The 16,728-nt window shown below is 39.8% G+C and carries 16 protein-coding genes; 12 read left to right on the top strand and 4 right to left on the bottom strand.

Annotated elements, in window-relative coordinates:
* The first annotated feature begins 39 nt into the window (after positions 1–39).
* Positions 40–1,317, top strand: coding sequence for an APC family permease (locus AO498_RS11425; protein ID WP_067547599.1), 1,278 nt, complete (start codon positions 40–42; stop codon positions 1,315–1,317).
* A gap of 3 nt (positions 1,318–1,320) precedes the next feature.
* On the opposite strand, the gene AO498_RS11420 is transcribed toward AO498_RS11425, so the two are convergent.
* From AO498_RS11420 to AO498_RS11410, 3 genes are all read right to left on the bottom strand, one after another.
* Positions 1,321–1,764: a DUF1572 family protein gene (locus tag AO498_RS11420; RefSeq protein WP_067547596.1), complete on the bottom strand. Its 444-nt coding sequence runs from the start codon at positions 1,762–1,764 to the stop codon at positions 1,321–1,323.
* A gap of 74 nt (positions 1,765–1,838) precedes the next feature.
* Entirely contained in the window at positions 1,839–2,666 is an 828-nt protein-coding gene (locus AO498_RS11415; protein ID WP_067550443.1) for an N-acetylmuramidase domain-containing protein, read from the bottom strand.
* Between the two features lie 79 nt (positions 2,667–2,745).
* Positions 2,746–4,104 carry a DEAD/DEAH box helicase gene (locus AO498_RS11410; RefSeq protein ID WP_067547593.1) on the bottom strand — a complete coding sequence of 453 codons (1,359 nt, stop codon included), beginning with the start codon at positions 4,102–4,104 and terminating at the stop codon, positions 2,746–2,748.
* Between the two features lie 166 nt (positions 4,105–4,270).
* On the opposite strand from AO498_RS11410, the gene AO498_RS11405 reads away from it, so the two are divergent.
* Positions 4,271–5,335 carry a carboxypeptidase-like regulatory domain-containing protein gene (locus AO498_RS11405; protein WP_067550441.1) on the top strand — a complete coding sequence of 355 codons (1,065 nt, stop codon included), beginning with the start codon at positions 4,271–4,273 and terminating at the stop codon, positions 5,333–5,335.
* 9 nt (positions 5,336–5,344) lie between these two features.
* Positions 5,345–7,213, top strand: a complete 1,869-nt coding sequence (locus tag AO498_RS11400; protein ID WP_067547589.1) for a gamma-glutamyltransferase family protein — start codon at positions 5,345–5,347, stop codon at positions 7,211–7,213.
* Positions 7,214–7,258: 45 nt separating this feature from the next.
* On the opposite strand, the gene AO498_RS11395 is transcribed toward AO498_RS11400, so the two are convergent.
* Positions 7,259–7,702 (bottom strand): DUF2147 domain-containing protein, encoded by a 444-nt coding sequence (locus tag AO498_RS11395; RefSeq protein WP_067547586.1) that lies wholly within the window; start codon positions 7,700–7,702, stop codon positions 7,259–7,261.
* A 48-nt stretch (positions 7,703–7,750) separates the two neighbouring features.
* Between AO498_RS11395 and pdeM the strand changes: the two genes are divergently transcribed.
* The 9 genes from pdeM to AO498_RS11350 all read left to right on the top strand — a co-directional run bounded on the left by pdeM (position 7,751) and on the right by AO498_RS11350 (position 16,404).
* Complete coding sequence (gene pdeM / locus AO498_RS11390; RefSeq protein WP_082792226.1) at positions 7,751–8,449, top strand: ligase-associated DNA damage response endonuclease PdeM; 699 nt, start codon at positions 7,751–7,753, stop codon at positions 8,447–8,449.
* 41 nt (positions 8,450–8,490) lie between these two features.
* Positions 8,491–9,381, top strand: coding sequence for a cell division protein FtsX (locus AO498_RS11385; protein ID WP_067547583.1), 891 nt, complete (start codon positions 8,491–8,493; stop codon positions 9,379–9,381).
* 2 nt (positions 9,382–9,383) lie between these two features.
* A complete protein-coding gene (locus tag AO498_RS11380) occupies positions 9,384–9,596 on the top strand; it encodes a DUF3098 domain-containing protein (RefSeq protein WP_067547580.1) in 213 nt (70 codons plus the stop codon).
* A gap of 31 nt (positions 9,597–9,627) precedes the next feature.
* A complete protein-coding gene (gene truB / locus AO498_RS11375) occupies positions 9,628–10,311 on the top strand; it encodes a tRNA pseudouridine(55) synthase TruB (protein WP_067547577.1) in 684 nt (227 codons plus the stop codon).
* A complete protein-coding gene (locus AO498_RS11370; RefSeq protein WP_067547574.1) occupies positions 10,298–11,221 on the top strand; it encodes a bifunctional riboflavin kinase/FAD synthetase in 924 nt (307 codons plus the stop codon). Before truB ends, AO498_RS11370 begins: the two co-directional genes overlap by 14 nt.
* An 86-nt stretch (positions 11,222–11,307) precedes the next feature.
* Positions 11,308–12,003, top strand: a complete 696-nt coding sequence (locus AO498_RS11365) for a CoA transferase subunit A (protein WP_067547571.1) — start codon at positions 11,308–11,310, stop codon at positions 12,001–12,003.
* Positions 12,004–12,054: 51 nt separating this feature from the next.
* Positions 12,055–12,714: a 3-oxoacid CoA-transferase subunit B gene (locus tag AO498_RS11360; RefSeq protein WP_067547568.1), complete on the top strand. Its 660-nt coding sequence runs from the start codon at positions 12,055–12,057 to the stop codon at positions 12,712–12,714.
* Positions 12,715–12,761: 47 nt separating this feature from the next.
* On the top strand, positions 12,762–13,103 hold the full coding sequence (gldC, locus tag AO498_RS11355; protein WP_067547565.1) for a gliding motility protein GldC: 342 nt from the start codon (positions 12,762–12,764) through the stop codon (positions 13,101–13,103).
* Positions 13,104–13,410: 307 nt separating this feature from the next.
* Entirely contained in the window at positions 13,411–16,404 is a 2,994-nt protein-coding gene (locus AO498_RS11350) for a TonB-dependent receptor (protein ID WP_067547562.1), read from the top strand.
* The last annotated feature ends 324 nt before the right edge of the window (positions 16,405–16,728 follow it).

Raw genomic sequence — 16,728 nt, 5'->3', positions numbered from 1 at the left:
TCCGGATGCTTTTCTTATTTTCAAATCAACAGATTTTTAATGTCCATTTCTTCTAAAATATCTTGGAAAACGGCCACTGGATTAGTGGTGGCGAATATGGTAGGAACTGGTGTGTTTACCAGTTTGGGTTTTCAGTTAGCGGAAGTTCAAAATACCTGGTCCATTCTTTTAATTTGGACTTTGGGGGGCGGTATGGCATTAATTGGAGCCTTGGTTTATGCTGAATTAGGGACGCACTTTCAAAAAACCGGTGGAGATTATGTGTTTCTTTCGGAGACCATTCATCCATCAATTGGTTATCTCTATGCCTGGGTTTCTTTGACGGTAGGATTTTCTGCACCTATTGCAATAGCAGCAATGGCAATGAATAACTATTTGTCACCCTTGTTTGGAGAGACCTTAATTCCGGGTTTATTTTTTCTTCTTGCTATTCCTATTGCACACCTATTTTCTGTTTCTCGATCTGCTCAGTTTCAGGATTTAATGACCTTAGTTAAGGTCGTTTTTATTTTTGTCCTGATTGGTTTAGGATTGGCCTACTCTACTCCAGAGCAAACTGTTTCTTCTTTGAATTTCACTTCGTCTTGGAATGAAGAACTTTTGCTTCCCGGGTTTTCAGTTTCTTTGATTTATGTGTTTTATGCCTACACTGGATGGAATTCTGCGGCTTATATTATTGAGGAAGTTGATCAGCCCCAAAAAAATCTTCCTAAAGCCTTGATCTGGGCAACCATCACGGTTTGGGTTGTCTACGTTTTACTTCAGTTGGTCATGTTGAAGCATGCTTCAGTAGAGCAACTTTCAGGTCAAGTAAATGTGGCAGACATAGCTTTTGGGAATCTGTTTGGAGCAAAAGGGGCTTTATGGGTTAGCTTTTTTATTGCCGTTCAACTCATTGCCACCATTTCGGGGTATTCTTGGATTGGCCCAAGAATTACCTATGCCATGGCTAGAGATTTTAAATTATGGAGCCCACTTGCCAAAATCAATGCTCAAGGGATTCCAGTTAGAGCGATTGGTTTAAATACCCTGATTAGCTTGGTTTTGTTTTTAAGTGGATCTTTTGAGCAGGTTATGCTTTATGCTGGATTTGTCCTCCAACTTATGGGAACGATCACGGTATTCTCCTCGCTTAAAATCAAAAAAGCAATCAATTTCCAGACACCTTTCAAACCTTGGTTACAATATATTTATCTGGTGTTTAGTACTGCTGTGATGGGATATATGATTTGGGATCGTCCCAAAGAAAGTATCGCAGGGTTGGGATTACTCTTTATTGGATTTGTGATCTTTTTGCTAGATCGAAGGAAGTACTAAGGCTTAGTTGACCATTCTTCGGTGATAGTTGATTTGCCCAAGATGATAATTAAAATGTCCATACAGGTGAATTAAAAAATAACCAATGGTCATTGGATAGCCGAAAAAGGCATGAATGGATACATCTCCCAAACGATCAGGATGTAGAGCGAGGAGTGATTTTTCTACAATGACTTGCGTTTCTTCAAGCTCTAGCAATAAGCCTTCAAGAGGCTCTCCTTTTGCTCCAAATTCACGTTCTCTATTCCGAACATATGGAAATCCTCCAAGGTCATTTCCGATAAAATGACGAAGATTTCCAAGAAGATGAAGTGCTAGATTCCCTCCAGAATTCACAATACCCTCAGGCACCAGCCATAACTGGTCTTCTGAAGTGTAGGAAGTTAATTCTTGCTTAAGCTTTTTTAAATCTCTTTGAAAGAGATCATTTAATTCTTTGACTTTCATGAATGTTCAATTAATTCAATCTTGATTATTTCATTACCTTCAGCTAATCAATACTTTAAGAGGTCTCATAATCATTATCGATTAAGGTGTTTTTGATAGGCAGAAGCCAGTTTTAAATCGTATTTATTTTGGGCATAGGCGGGACCATTATAACATCGAGCAAAGCTTGCCCAATCTTTTCGTCTCAAAAATTCCAAGCACCCAAAGGTCTGTAAATATCTTCCGAATGCTTCTAAGTGATTTCGTTCATGGATTTGCATTAAATCCACAAATTCTTGAATATGTGTATAGCCCAGTTTTTGAAAATGGAAGCCCATGATTTGGTAGGTTCCCCAAGAAGCAGATGCCAATGCCGCCTCTCTTACACGTGCATCCGGACTTATACTGATTGCCTTTTCAAGTCTCGAATATTCACCTGTTCCCCCTTTGTAATGTGATTTAGACCATTTGGGATATAGAACATCCGCAGAATCAGGTCTGACCAAAGTAGTCGGGTCAATCCCTCTATTTTTTAATTCTTTCCAAAAGATATGACCTTCAAAAAGAATTTTGGGACGACCATCTACAAGAAATCCTTTTCCACTGCTTTCTACTTCATTAACCGCTTTTACTGAGGCTAATTCGAGTTGATGTCGATTCGCAAATTCGATCAGATCTTTTTCTCCCAGAAATTTATCCCCGATAGAGGTAAACGGTTGGGATTTGGCGATCAGGAGTGTCCAGGTTTTGATACCAACCTGTCCATCTACTACCAGCCCATTTTTTTCTTGAAAATCTCTTACGGCTTGCTCGGTTTGGTTTCCGAAGTAACCAGTTTGAGGCAGGTCATAGCCAATTTTCCCCAAAAGTTCCTGAAGGTATTCTACCTGAGAACCCTTCGACTTAAGTTTAACAGTTTGCATGAGTTGAAAATTTAAAAATCCAAAAGTCACGGAAGGTAACTTTTGTGAAGGAAAAAAACCAATGCTATATTCTTAAAAATCAATCATCAATCACGTTCCTACGTTGACCAAAACGGCTGGGGGTAGATTCTTTTGGAGTCGATTGTTCAGTCGAAGGTTTAGGAGTAGCAGGACTTGAAGCTGAGGCTTGCTTTTTGACATCATCAGCTTGATTTGGTCTAGGTCCAGAGGGCTTTTTCTTAGTCTTTTTCTTTTTAGAAAACTGTTCTTTTCCTTCGGATTTTGATGATTTTGAAATGTGAATTTCCGGACCTTTTCCCAGAGACTCTGGAAGTTGTACTTGGGGTACCTTCATACCGATCAACTGCTCGATTCGCTCAAATTTCCGCTGATCCTTAGGATTTACAAATGTTATTGCCTCCCCTTCCTTATCAGCACGAGCAGTTCGACCCACTCGGTGGACATAATCTTCAGGATCTCCTGGAGTGTCAAAATTGATGACCAATTCGATACCGACAACATCTATTCCTCTTGAAATAATGTCCGTACCGATCAGGATTTTGACTTGGCGATTTTTGAAATCGGCCATGATTTTTTCACGTTCGATTTGCTCCAAATCAGAATGGAAGGCTTGGACATCAAAATCTTTTCGTAGAACCTTGTAAAGCGCTTTTACTTTTTCTTTAGTAGAAGCGAAAATGATTACTGCTTCATAATTTTTTTGAGATAGAATTTGACGAACGAGCTCTTCCTTTTGCTCATCGTAAACGGAATACATGGATTGAGTAACTCCTTCGGCAGTTTTTCCTACAGCAAGCGTAATTTCCTCCGGATTCTGGAGGATTTTCATGCTGAATTGTCTGATTTTGGGAGGCATGGTCGCTGAGAATAAAATCGTCTGCCGGTCTTTTGGAAGGTAATTGACGATTTTTAAAATATCATCTGAAAACCCCATATCCATCATCCGGTCCGCTTCGTCCAAGATTAAATGCTGGAGGCTGCTAAGGTCCATTTTACCTCCTGCAAGAAGAGCAATTAATCTTCCTGGAGTAGCTACCACAAGCTCGGCTCCTGATTCTAGCGCTTTTTTCTGTTGTTCCCAGATAATCCCATCTCCTCCCCCATAAATGGGAATTGAACTGATTCCCACGAAGTAGGCAAAGCCTTGAATTTGCTGATCAATCTGAATGGCCAATTCACGGGTTGGGGCTAAAATTAAGGTGTTGAGCTTGCTTGAGCCTGATTGGGCAATTTTATGTAAAACGGGTAAAATGAATGCAGCAGTTTTTCCTGTGCCTGTTTGTGCACATGCAATTAGGTCTTTTCCCTTCAGAATTACGGGGATAGCTAATTCTTGAATGGGGGTAGGCTGGTCAAAGCCCATGGAATCCAAACCTTCTTGTAAGGAAGATTCAAACTGAAATGAAGAGAAATCCAAGTTGTGGTGATGGTTATGTGATCAAAAAGAGGAAATGAAGTTTTCCGTGTTTTTCAAAGATAGAGAAATTGCCGAATTACTTTTTATTCAGGACCAATCTACGAACATATCGTCCCTATTTTGAATTAAAAGTTTGAAGTATATTGAAAGTAAATTTGAAGAAAAGATGAAGATATATTTTACAGGTTTTCTCTTGAGTTTGGCTTTAATTTTTATCCAAAGACCTTTATTTGGACAAACATTTGAAATCAGAGGAAGGATAGTCGCGGAGGATTCAAAAGAGAGTCTTCAAGATGCGGTGGTGATTTTAAGAAATACTGCCTACGGTACCCAAAGTATCGGAGGAGGAGGTTTTTTATTAGAAAATGTTACATCTGGAAAATACACCATTTCCATCACTTATCCCGGTTACAACCGATTTGAGCGAATTATTGAACTGAATGAGGATTTGAATTTGGGAGTAATTTCCATGATCCGATTTGGGAGTGAAGGTACAGGAGCAGCACTTCAAAAGACTATCCGCTCTGCGAATGTCAGTAGATTACTTTCTGAGCGCCCAAATTTTATTGGAGGAAATATGGTGTATGGCATTCCTCCTGAGCCAAAGCGTGTGGAAGGCAATTTCTATTTGGATAATAAATGGAACCTAGCCTCTATCCTTTTGTACCGAGATATGGAAGTATTAGAAGGCTTTAGAGTCCGATATAATATCAATGCCAACCAATTTGAATTAATGGAACCGGAAAAGATGCTGGTTTCAACCATTCAAGGAATCCGAGTTCAGAATATTGTATGGATGGACAGTAGCTATAAAGTCCCACGGTATTTTGTAAATGGAATGGATTTTAAAGAAGATGGAGTGCCGATATCAGGATTTTTTGAGGTTTTGGTCGAGGGACAATTACCGTTGATGCGAAGAACGTTTGCCATTTTCAAAGAATCCAATTACAATACGGCACTAATGGTTGGAAATCGCAATGATCAAATTGTAAAGCGGAATAAATACTATTATCTGAAGGGAAAGGATTTATTTCTGATTCCGAAAAAGCGCAAAGACTTGTTTCCCATTTTTGGAGACCTACAATCTGAGATGGAAGAATTTGCAGAAACGAATCAGCTGAAGGTTTCCGATCCGAGTTCGATCTTTCAGTTATTTACCCATTTCAATTCCAAATTCCCAGGCTTTGTACCCATCATGAGCCAATTATTAGATGAAGCAAAAACCAATTAATCGCTCGATATGAGAAAAATCTACCTATTTGTTTTCTTAATCCTTTCTTGGAAAGGGTTGGCACAAGGACTTCCAGGTCTTGGTGCAGGAACAACACCTAACAATCGCCCCACCCTTCATGGCAAAAACTGGGTGGCAATTACTGGTAAGCCTCTTGCTGCTACAGCCGGAGCGCAAATCTTTAACCAAGGAGGAAATGCTATAGATGCTGCTTGTGCTATGATTGCTGCCACCTCGACCATGTGGGATGTACTTTCTTGGGGTGGGGAAACTCAAGCTTTGATTTATCATCCTAAAGAAAAAAAGGTTATCGCTATTAATGCTTTGGGGTATGCCCCAACCGGTGCAACTGTTGAATTTTTCAAAGGGCAAGGAATGGATTATCCTCCTCAATACGGTCCACTCTCTGCAACCACTCCGGGTACTCCAGGTGGAATCATGACCATGCTTGCTGAGTATGGCACCATGAGTCTTGAACAAGTGCTAAAACCAGCCATGGACCTAGCTAAAGGATACCCAATGGAGGCGCAAACTTCCAATACGATCGAAGCTCAAAAAAATAGAATCAAGCAGTGGCCTTATTCTAAAAAGGTATTTTTACCTCATTTGGGAGAAGAACATGAGGGACCTGTAGCGGGTGAAATTTTTGTTCAAGAAGATCTGTATCAAACCTTGGCAAAGTTGGTTGAGGCGGAACGATCAGCATTGAAGGCTGGTAAATCGAGAAAGGATGCCATTTATGCAGCCTATGATCGGTTTTACAAAGGTGATATTGCCAAAGAAATTGTTCGAGGAACACGAGAACAAGGTGGTCTATTTACAGAATCAGATTTAGCAAACTGGAAAGTAAAAATCGAAGAACCTCTGCATGTCAATTACAAAGGAATTGAAGTTTACAAACTTCAGGAATGGACCCAAGGCCCTGCCCTACTTCAATCCTTGAATATCTTGGAGAATTTTGACTTGAAGTCGATGGGGTATAATTCAGCTAATTATATCCATACCGTATATCAAGCAATGAGTTTGGCTTTCGCGGATCGTGATTTTTATTACGGTGATCCTGCTTTCGTTCAGTCTCCTATGAAAGGCTTACTTTCTAAGGAATACGCGAAGGAAAGAGCAAAATTGATTGGAGATCGAAATAATCCAAGTATTACGGCTGGTGATCCCTACCCATTCCAAGGGGAAACTAATCCAAACTTGGAAATATTATCGAAGACGAAAAATGCCATGGCTTCTCGCTCAGAGAATGAAATCAACCAAGATGTAGATGAAGAATTTTTGATCGATTTTCAAAAAGGAACTACTTCGGTTCAAGCTGCTGATGCGGAGGGTTGGGTAGTTTCTGTTACTCCAAGTGGTGGCTGGATACCTGCAGTTATCGCAGGGAATACAGGAGTTGGGCTATCTCAACGGATGCAAAGCTTTGTACTTGATCCAAACTTAAATCCTTATAATCTACCTGAGCCAGGAAAAAGACCTCGAGTAACGTTAACACCTAGTTTGGCTATGAAGGATGGAAAGCCATTCCTTTCTTTTGCCGTTCAAGGCGGAGATTCTCAAGATCAAAATTTATTGCAGCTATTCTTAAATGTGGTCGAATTTGGAATGGAAATTCAAGAAGCGACAGAAGCACCCAATTTTAATTCCTATCAAATGCAAAGCTCGTTTGGTGATCATGAAATTAGGCCAGGGGCAATAACCCTTCGGGTAGACACCCCAGATTGGGTAAGAAAAGATTTGCTCAAAAGAGGATATTCCATGGATTTTTGGAATAAAACTTCAGGCCCAATCAATGCTATTTGGTTTGATTGGAAACATGGAACGTTTTGGGGAGGATCGAGTAATTATGGCGATGATTACGGAATCGCTTGGTAATAAAAAAGAGGGGCCTACAGCCCCTCTTCTATTTTATATTGGACATTATCGCTTGGCCTTCGTCCATTCTACTGTCCTGCCTACGAATGAAAAACCCAAATATCCTTTCACTTCCAGTACTTCAGGTGATTTGAGTTTGAGTTCACAGGAATACGTTTTTCCAGATTTAGGATCATAGATTTCTCCACCCTTCCAGATTCCATTCGAATAGGTAAGGTCTGTCAAAATCGGTAAGCCCATTAAAGGTCTTTTTTTCAGTTGAGGGTCTCCATTTTCTTTATCTAAGGCTGGTTTTCCATCTGGATTTGGATCTTTTAGCCAGATAATTTTTCCGATAAACTTGTTACCCGTTTTTAAAATTTCAACCTGGGCGGTCTTTTCAGTGTTATACCAAACCCCTAAAATGGCACTTTCAGATTGGGCGAAAGTTTTGACGCTGATGGTCAAAAGCATAACTGCAATGAGTGAAGCAAACTGTCTTTTTTTCATGAAAATAAACCTTAACAAAAGGTAAATACGGATAGATTTGAAATTGTTATGGAAGAGGTCAAAAAAATCGAAGGGGAGCTTTTTCAATCCGTATTAGAATTTGATGGATTGGAAATGGTGCTATTGAAAGAAAAGGCGGTTTGGATTGATTCTTTGAAAATTCTTTTGATTGCTGATTTGCATTTGGGAAAAGCAGCACATTTTCGAAAGTCTGGTATTCCAATACCAGAGCCCATTCATGATCAAGACTGGAAGCGTTTATCAAAATTACATTCTGATCTAATTCCGAGACACACCTATTTTCTAGGAGACTTATTCCATAGTGATTGGAACGAAGCTTGGACTGATCTTAAAGAATGGCTGGAACTTTTTCCAAAAACACAGTTTCATTTGGTCAAAGGCAATCATGATATTCTTCCTCAAGCGATTTATGCAAACTCAATTCTAACTCTGCACCCAAAACCCATACAAGTTGGGCCACTTCTTCTTTCTCATGAGCCTGTTGAACATGTTCTGAGTGATCATTTAAATATCTGTGGTCATATTCATCCTGGGATTCGGATCAAAGGTAAAGCGAGGCAATCTGTCCGAGTACCTTGTTTTCATCAGTCAGGAAACACTTTAATTCTTCCCAGCTTTGGAAATTTTACAGGCCTAGCCCTGATAAATGTAAAATCTCAAGATCGAATTTGGGCTATTGCAGGAGAAAAGGTAATTCCGGTCCTTTCTGGCACATCGATTGGTTAATTGTCTTTGGCTTTCCTATTTTTGAATTGAATTTCCCAACTATGGCCCAATCATCCAGACAAAAGAAAACGCTCGGACATTTCAAATTTGGCAGTGTGCTCTTCAGTACTACCCTATCTTTATTAATAGTGGGTTTGTTTGGTGTGATTTTGATCCAAGCCCGCTCCTTGACTAAAATGATCCGGGAGAATATTGAAATGCAAATCTTTTTGGAAAAGGACCTGGAAGAAAGTGAGCTTAAGAAAATTGGGCAAAATCTAGCAGGTCGACCATTCATAGGATTTAAATCTGATTCTGTTGGAATTCGATTTATTTCTGATGAGGAGGCTGCTGCTACCTTCATTGAAAGCACAGGTGAGGATTTTACCAAATTCTTGGAGGACAATCCATTACGCGACAGCTATGTTTTAGCAGTGGCCGAGGAGTTTCAAACGTCTGAGCAACTTGCCGAAATCGCAAAGGAACTAGAAGCTATTCCCGGAGTATTTGAGGTTTCATACATGACTGATTTGGTCGATTCAATCAATAAGAATCTTATCAAAATCAGTTTGGTTCTGGGTGGATTTATTATGATTTTGATCATTACGGTGGTCATGTTGATCAACAATACCATTCGGTTGGCTCTGTTTTCTCAGCGGTTCCTTATTCGATCCATGCAATTGGTAGGAGCAACTCGGGCATTTATTCGAAAGCCTTTTTTGGTTAGAGCTTGGTTTTTTGGAATGCTTTCTGGAGCCCTTGCTTCTGGTATTTTGTTTGGTTTGGTAGAATATACCAAAGCCAATATTGAAGGTTTTTCCGCACTTCAAAACATCGAATTAATGCTGATCTTATTTGGGGTTTTGGTAGTGGTAGGTGGAGTCCTGTCACTTCTGAGTACCTTGAGAGCTGTCAATAAGTATTTAAACATGTCCTTGGACGAACTATACTAATCATGAATAAAAGTTCCTTTCCTTTTTCTCGTAAAAACTATAGACTGATGCTAATCGGTCTTGCCATGATCGTTTTCGGATTTATTCTGATTGGATTAGACAGTGCCCCTCATGGCAACGGATTTCTAGGACTAACCTTGGGACCAATTGTCACCTTTGCTGGATTCATTTTCGAATTCTATGCGATTTTTGCAAAGTCTGAGGAAAAAAACTGAAACCTGAACTGGATTCAGGAAATACAAAAACATGCAAGAAGAACCCTACGGAGAAGTATTTCTGATCAATAAGCCTTTGGAATGGACCTCATTTGATGTGGTCAAAAAAGTCAGAAATGCACTTCGAATCAAAAAAGTTGGCCACGCCGGTACGTTAGACCCTTTGGCGACTGGTCTTCTAATAGTCTGTGCTGGAAAAATGACCAAGCAAATAGAGTCATTTATGGGGCAAGAAAAGGAGTATACCGGCACTTTTGTGATTGGTGAGACCACTGAATCATTTGATTTGGAAAAGCCGGTCATTCCAGTAGCTGACCCAAGTAGGATAACCTTTGAGGACGTACAAAAAGCAGTCAAACAATTGACCGGGTCTATCCTTCAAGTTCCACCAATGCACTCCGCCATCAAAGTCGATGGCAAACGAGTGTATGAAGCGGCACGTGCTGGTAAGGAAGTGAAAATGGAGCCTCGGCCTGTCGAAGTTCGTGAGTTTGAGGTGACTCGTTTTGAAAATAATGAAATTGACTTTCGAATTGTTTGTTCGAAGGGTACTTACATTCGAAGCATTGCAAGAGATTTGGGAGATTTGCTTGAAGTCGGAGCATATATGAAATCTTTATGTCGGACTCGAATCGGTTCATCTCTTTTAGCGGATGCTAAAGAATTGCCAGAACTTATCGAAGAAATAAAACTTCGCAAGCATGAAGATCTATGAAGGATTAGAAGGGTTTGAACCCGTTTCTAATGCCGTGGTCACTTCGGGGACTTTTGATGGAGTCCATTTGGGACATCAGAAAATTCTGAAGCGAATCCGTGAAATCGCTCGATCAATTCAAGGAGAAACCGTCCTGATTACTTTTTGGCCTCATCCAAGATTGGTTCTTCATCCCCATAATCATCAACTGAGATTGCTATCCACCTTTGAGGAAAAAGCAAATTTGTTGCGGCAATTTGGAATAGATCATCTGGTTACGATTCCATTTACTCAGGATTTTTCTCAAATGAGTTCTAAAGAATTTATCCAACAAATTCTAATTGATCGAATTCATACTCGAAAGCTGGTAATTGGATATGATCACCGCTTTGGGAAAAATCGAGAAGGTAGCTTTGAATATTTGCAGCAGCATAGTCAAGAATTTGGTTTTGAATTGGAGGAGATTTCCCGGGAGGATGTAGAAGAAATTGGTGTTTCCAGCACGAAAATTCGTAAGGCCTTGGAATCTGGGGATATCCGAACTGCCAACTTGTATTTAGGCCGTCCCTACGAATTGAATGGGTTAGTGGTAAAGGGACAGCAAATTGGAAGATCGATAGGTTTTCCTACTGCCAATATACACGTCCCCAATAATTACAAACTTATTCCCAAAGACGGGGTTTATGCTGTCGAGGCAAAAGTGGAAGATCAACTCTACAAGGCCATGCTGAATATTGGAAATAGACCTACTGTAGATGGTACCAAAAAAACAGTGGAAACTCACTTGTTTGATTTTCAAGGTGATCTGTACAATAAACTGATCACAGTTTATTTCAGAGATTTTATTCGCGAGGAACAAAAATTTGATGGGCTTGAAGCCTTAAAAAAACAATTGATCGAAGATCAAAAGACCGCCAAATCCTTACTTTAAGTTCAAAGTTTAATGGCTTCTACAGACCGGATTTGAAAAAAAAGTTAGGAGTAATCTACCTTTGCATCTATATAAACCCAATATAAATGATCAATAAAACCGTAAAAAATGCACAAGAGGCAGTCGCCGATATTCCTAATGGTGCTTTCTTGATGATGGGAGGTTTTGGCCTTAGTGGAATTCCAGAAAACTGCATTTCAGCGCTTCTCGATCGAGAAATTAAAGGCCTCACCATTGTTTCTAACAATGCTGGTGTGGATGATTTTGGAATTGGCCTTCTTTTGAAGAAAAAGATGGTCAAAAAAATGATTTCGAGCTACGTAGGTGAAAATGCAGAATTTGAACGTCAGTTGTTGAGTGGAGAATTGGAAGTTGAATTGATTCCTCAGGGAACTTTAGCTGAGCGAGTAAGGGCTGGAGGAGCAGGAATCCCTGCTTTTTTTACACCAGCTGGGGTGGGTACAGAAGTAGCAATTGGAAAGGAAACACGTGAGTTTGATGGTAAGCTTTATTTGATGGAAAGAGCGTTGATCGCTGATTTTTCTCTGATTAAGGCCTGGAAAGGTGATACAGCCGGCAACTTAATCTTTAAAGGTACCTCTAGAAATTTCAATCCTATGATGGCGGCTGCTGGTAAAATTACCATAGCAGAAGTGGAAGAATTAGTTCCAGTTGGGGAATTAGATCCTAATCAAATTCACACGCCTGGAATTTATGTACAGCGGATTTTTCAAGGAGAAGACTATGAGAAACGAATAGAGCAGCGTACAATTTCCCGCTGATTCTATTAATTGTCATTTTTTGAATTCAAGTCGAATAAACCAGAAACCCAAATGTTAACGAAAGAACAAATAGCCCAGCGAATCGCAAGAGAAGTAAAAAATGGGCAGTATATCAATTTAGGAATAGGGATCCCCACTTTGGTTGCTAATTATATTCCTTCCCACCTTGAAGTCGTTTTGCAATCAGAAAACGGATTATTGGGTATTGGCCCCTTCCCTACTGAAGACCAGGTAGACCCGGATTTAATTAATGCTGGTAAGCAAACCATTACCATGGTATCGGGTTCGGTCCTTTTCAATTCTGCAGAATCTTTTGCGATGATTCGGGGTGGCCACGTGGATTTGACCATATTGGGAGCCATGGAGGTTTCTGAGCAGGGAGATATTGCGAATTGGAAGATTCCAGGTAAGATGGTAAAAGGAATGGGGGGAGCAATGGATTTGGTCGCTTCTGCCAAAAATATCATAGTTGCCATGCAGCATTGTTCCAAAGATGGGCAATCCAAACTTCTGAAGGAATGTACATTGCCGATCACAGGAATTAAATGTGTCAAAAAAATTGTTTCTGATTTGGCAGTTTTGGAAATCTCTCCGGAAGGAGGATTTATCCTAAAGGAAAGAGCCCCTGGAGTAAGTATTGAGGAAATTAAATCAAAGACTAGTGGAAAATTGATCATTGAAGGGGAAGTTCCTGAAATGAGATTCGATTAACTTTGCCTCACTAAAAATTGGGAAAGAGTAGAAATAGAAATTAGACTATGAAACAATCAGAAATAAAGTTCCAAGTAACCTTAGATGAAAATAACCTGCCCAAATCCATCGAATGGGATGCTTCAGATAAAGAAGGAGAAGGTCTTGAATCTACGAAAAGCGTCAGTTTGAACGTGTGGGATAATTTGAATCATTCAACGCTTCGTATTGATCTATGGACAGATGATATGTCGGTGGCAGAAATGAAGCGATTTTATATTGATATCATCGGCGGTATGGCTCAAACGATTCTAAATAGTACCGGAGATGAATACATGGCTGAAGAAATGAAAGACTTGTGTGATCGAATGGTCAAACATGTGAATGAAGAAAATAGGAAAAATTCGTGAGTTTTTTACGATTTAATACGGCCTGAACTTGTTCAGGCTTTTTTATTGAATTAAAAAAAAGATCAATTTTTGAATTTTTAACCAAATGATCTTTTCATAAAAAAAGCGGTAAAAGATTGCCTTAATTTTTTCTTATTTTCATTTGGAAGGATGAAAGTTTCCAAGAATGGCAATTATCAATCACTTAAAGAGTTAAAATTTTTTAATCCCTACGTATTGGAAATTGGGTTTTTGATATAAATTTCGCCTTAGTGTTAGGCAAAAACCAAAAACTCAAAATCATCCTAAAATTAATTTGAAATAGCCTATGAAAAGTTTTACCAAGAGGATTTGGGCCTCAGTGTTTACACTTGCATTGCTAGTTTCCATTGGAAGCTCAATTGCATTGGCCCAAACAACGATCTCCGGAACGGTGACTGATTCAGAAACCAAGGAGACTTTAGTCGGTGTAAATATTATCGTTAAGGGCAAAGTGATTGGAACAATCACGGACCTGTCTGGTAAGTTTACCCTTAATGTCAACCAAGAACCTCCTTTTACTTTGGTGTTCTCTATGGTGGGATACAATTCCCAAGAAGTAGAGATTACAGGAGGAGTTTCTAATCTTTCGATTTCCCTTTCAGAATCTTCCATCCTTGGACAAGAGGTGGTTATTTCTGCTTCTAGGGTTGAAGAAAGTATTTTGAAATCTCCAGTTTCTGTGGAGAAAATGGACATCATCGCGATTCGTGAAGTGCCTCAGGCTTCCTTCTATGACGCTTTGAATAATATGAAAGGGGTAGAAATGTCTACCCAATCTTTGACCTTTAAATCCTTCAATACAAGAGGTTTTAACGCAAATGGTAACGTTAGAACTGTTCAGATGATTGACGGTATGGACAACCAGGCTCCAGGTCTTAACTTCTCGGTAGGTAATATTGTAGGTATTTCTGAATTGGATCTTGAAAGTGTTGAATTGCTTCCAGGTGCATCTTCTGCACTCTATGGACCAAATGCCATCAATGGTATTTTGTTGATGAATTCAAAAAACCCTTTCCAATATCAAGGTCTTTCTGCAAGTGTGAAATCTGGAATTATGAACGAAAGTTCAAGATCAAATCCTAGCACAGGATTTTATGATTTCAGCGCACGATATGCAAAAGCATTTAGCGATAAGGTTGCTTTCAAAGTAAATGTAGGATACCTCAGAGCAGATGACTGGCAAGCTAATGACTTCCGTGACCAATCTTTGATTAATGGATTTGGACTTTCTGGAACTAGAGCTACTAACCCAGGATATAATGGAGTAAATACTTATGGGGATGAAAGTTCTCAAAACATGTTCTCAGTAGCTCAATCGCTTGTTTCATTAGGGTTGTTGCCTTCTGCAGCGTTGGGAATCATTCCTCAGACTCAAGTATCACGAACTGGATATGCTGAACGCGATTTGGCTGATTATGGAACTAAGTCCTTGAAATTGAATGCCGCACTTCATTGGAGATTAAATGACCGAGTGGAAGCAATTTTCCAAGGAAATTATGGATTTGGAACTACTGTTTACACAGGTGCAGATAGATATTCTATCGCCAATTTTAATCTAGGCCAGTATAAGGCTGAATTGAGAGGTTCTCATTGGTATTTAAGAGCATATACCACTCAGGAGAGATCTGGAGATGCTTTTGCCGTAGGTATTGCTGCAAATGCGATCAACGAAGCTTGGAAGCCTTCCGAAACTTGGTTTGGTCAGTATGTAGGAGCATTTGCTCAGGCGAAACTACAAGGTGCTAGCGATGACGTAGCTCATGCAGCGGCGAGAGGCGTGGCAGATCAAGGAAGACTAGTTCCTGGAACAGACGCTTTCAGACAGGCATTGGCAACCACTACCTCTACTCCTATCCCAGGTCAATTCCAAACTGCTCCTCGTCGTATCGGATCTCAGTTTGTCGATAAAACAAACTTGTATCACGTAGAAGGTTCTTATCAGTTGAAGGACATCAAATGGGCTGATTTTGTAATCGGTGCTAACTACCGAATCTATGCTTTGAACTCTGAGAAAACGCTTTTCGCTGTTGATGAGAATGGTGATGAATTTAGAATCAAAGAATACGGAGGATACATTCAAGGTGCGAAGAGAATGTTCAATGATAAATTCAAATTGACAGGATCTGTTCGCTACGATAAGAACGAAAACTTCCAAGGACAGTGGTCTCCACGTGTTTCTGGGGTTTATTCTGCAGGAAATCACAACTTCAGAGCATCTTACCAGACTGGCTTTAGAATTCCTACCACTCAGGATCAATACATTGACCTAGTAACTCCGCAAGCTCGCTTGTTAGGTGGATTGCCATTATTCAGAGATCGATATAATTTCAGCAATAACCCTGTTTATTCACTTTCTACGGTGTCTGCTTATGGAGCTGCATTCCTTGCATCTACTCAGAATCCAGCTATCCAACAGCTAGCTTTCCAAGAAGCACAACGAAGAGCTGCTGCTGCAATCGCTGCTGGTCAATTGCCAAATGATCCTGCTGCTATTCAGGCATTCATTACAGCTGCTTTGCCTCAATTGGTGCCTTTATTTGCGGCTCAAGCAAATCAGGACAAGTTGACTTCATTCCAGTTGACTGAGTTTAAGCCTGAGCGAGTAAAATCTTATGAGATTGGCTACAAAGGTCTCTTCTCTAATCGCTTATTGGTTGATGCTTATGCTTATTTCAACAAGTTTGAAAACTTCATCGGCGGTCAAGTTTTGATCCAAGATGCTGCTCCAAATCCAGCTAATCCAGCATCAGCTTTAGGATTGAACTTGCTTTCAGCAAATACTAGAAATGTATTCTCAATTCCTGTAAACAGAACTGAAACTATCCGTTCTTGGGGTTGGGCATTGGGTATGGATTACAAATTGCCAAAGAATTATTCAATCGGTGGTAATGTTTCCTTCAACACCCTTTCTAACCTAAGCGAACTTGCTGAGACTGGTTTCCAGCCAGCTTTCAATACGCCTGAGTATCGTTATGTATTCAATTTTGCAAACCGTGAAGTAGTAAAGAATCTTGGTTTTGCATTGTCTTACAGATGGCAGGGTGAATTCGTATGGCAGTCTTCTTTTGTAGGACCAGCAGTTTCTGCTTCTCAGCAGTCTGTAATGCCAGCATTCGGAACGTTTGATGCGCAATTAAGCTACAAGTTGAAGAGCTTAAAATCAATCTTGAAAGTGGGTGGATCCAACTTGTTTAATGACGGATATCGTCAAGCTTGGGGTAACCCAACAGTTGGTACCATGTACTTTGTAAGCTTGACATTTGACGAGTTCTTGAATTAATCCTCAAGGGTTAATCCTTTAAAGACAGCTACTTTCCGGTAGCTGTCTTTTTTGTTTATATCCAGTTCAAAATTGAATCAAAATAAAGTAGGCTGTTTCAATCAAGGAAATAGGGCCATTTAAACAATCTTGATTTTTGCGTTTTTCGTAGTACCCTCAATAAATCAAATTGTAATTCAATTCCATTTGCTGAAAACTGTTTTCCTTCTTTTGTGAGCCATAATCAACTAGGTAAAGGCTTTATCTTCTCTATACAAGAATGATTTTGGACAATCATTCGCTCCTATTTTGAAACATTCGAAGTGAATTATTCGGTTACTTTTC

The organism is Algoriphagus sanaruensis (genome assembly GCF_001593605.1).
Classification (GTDB): domain Bacteria; phylum Bacteroidota; class Bacteroidia; order Cytophagales; family Cyclobacteriaceae; genus Algoriphagus; species Algoriphagus sanaruensis.
This window is presented reverse-complemented; position numbering and strand designations above follow the sequence as displayed.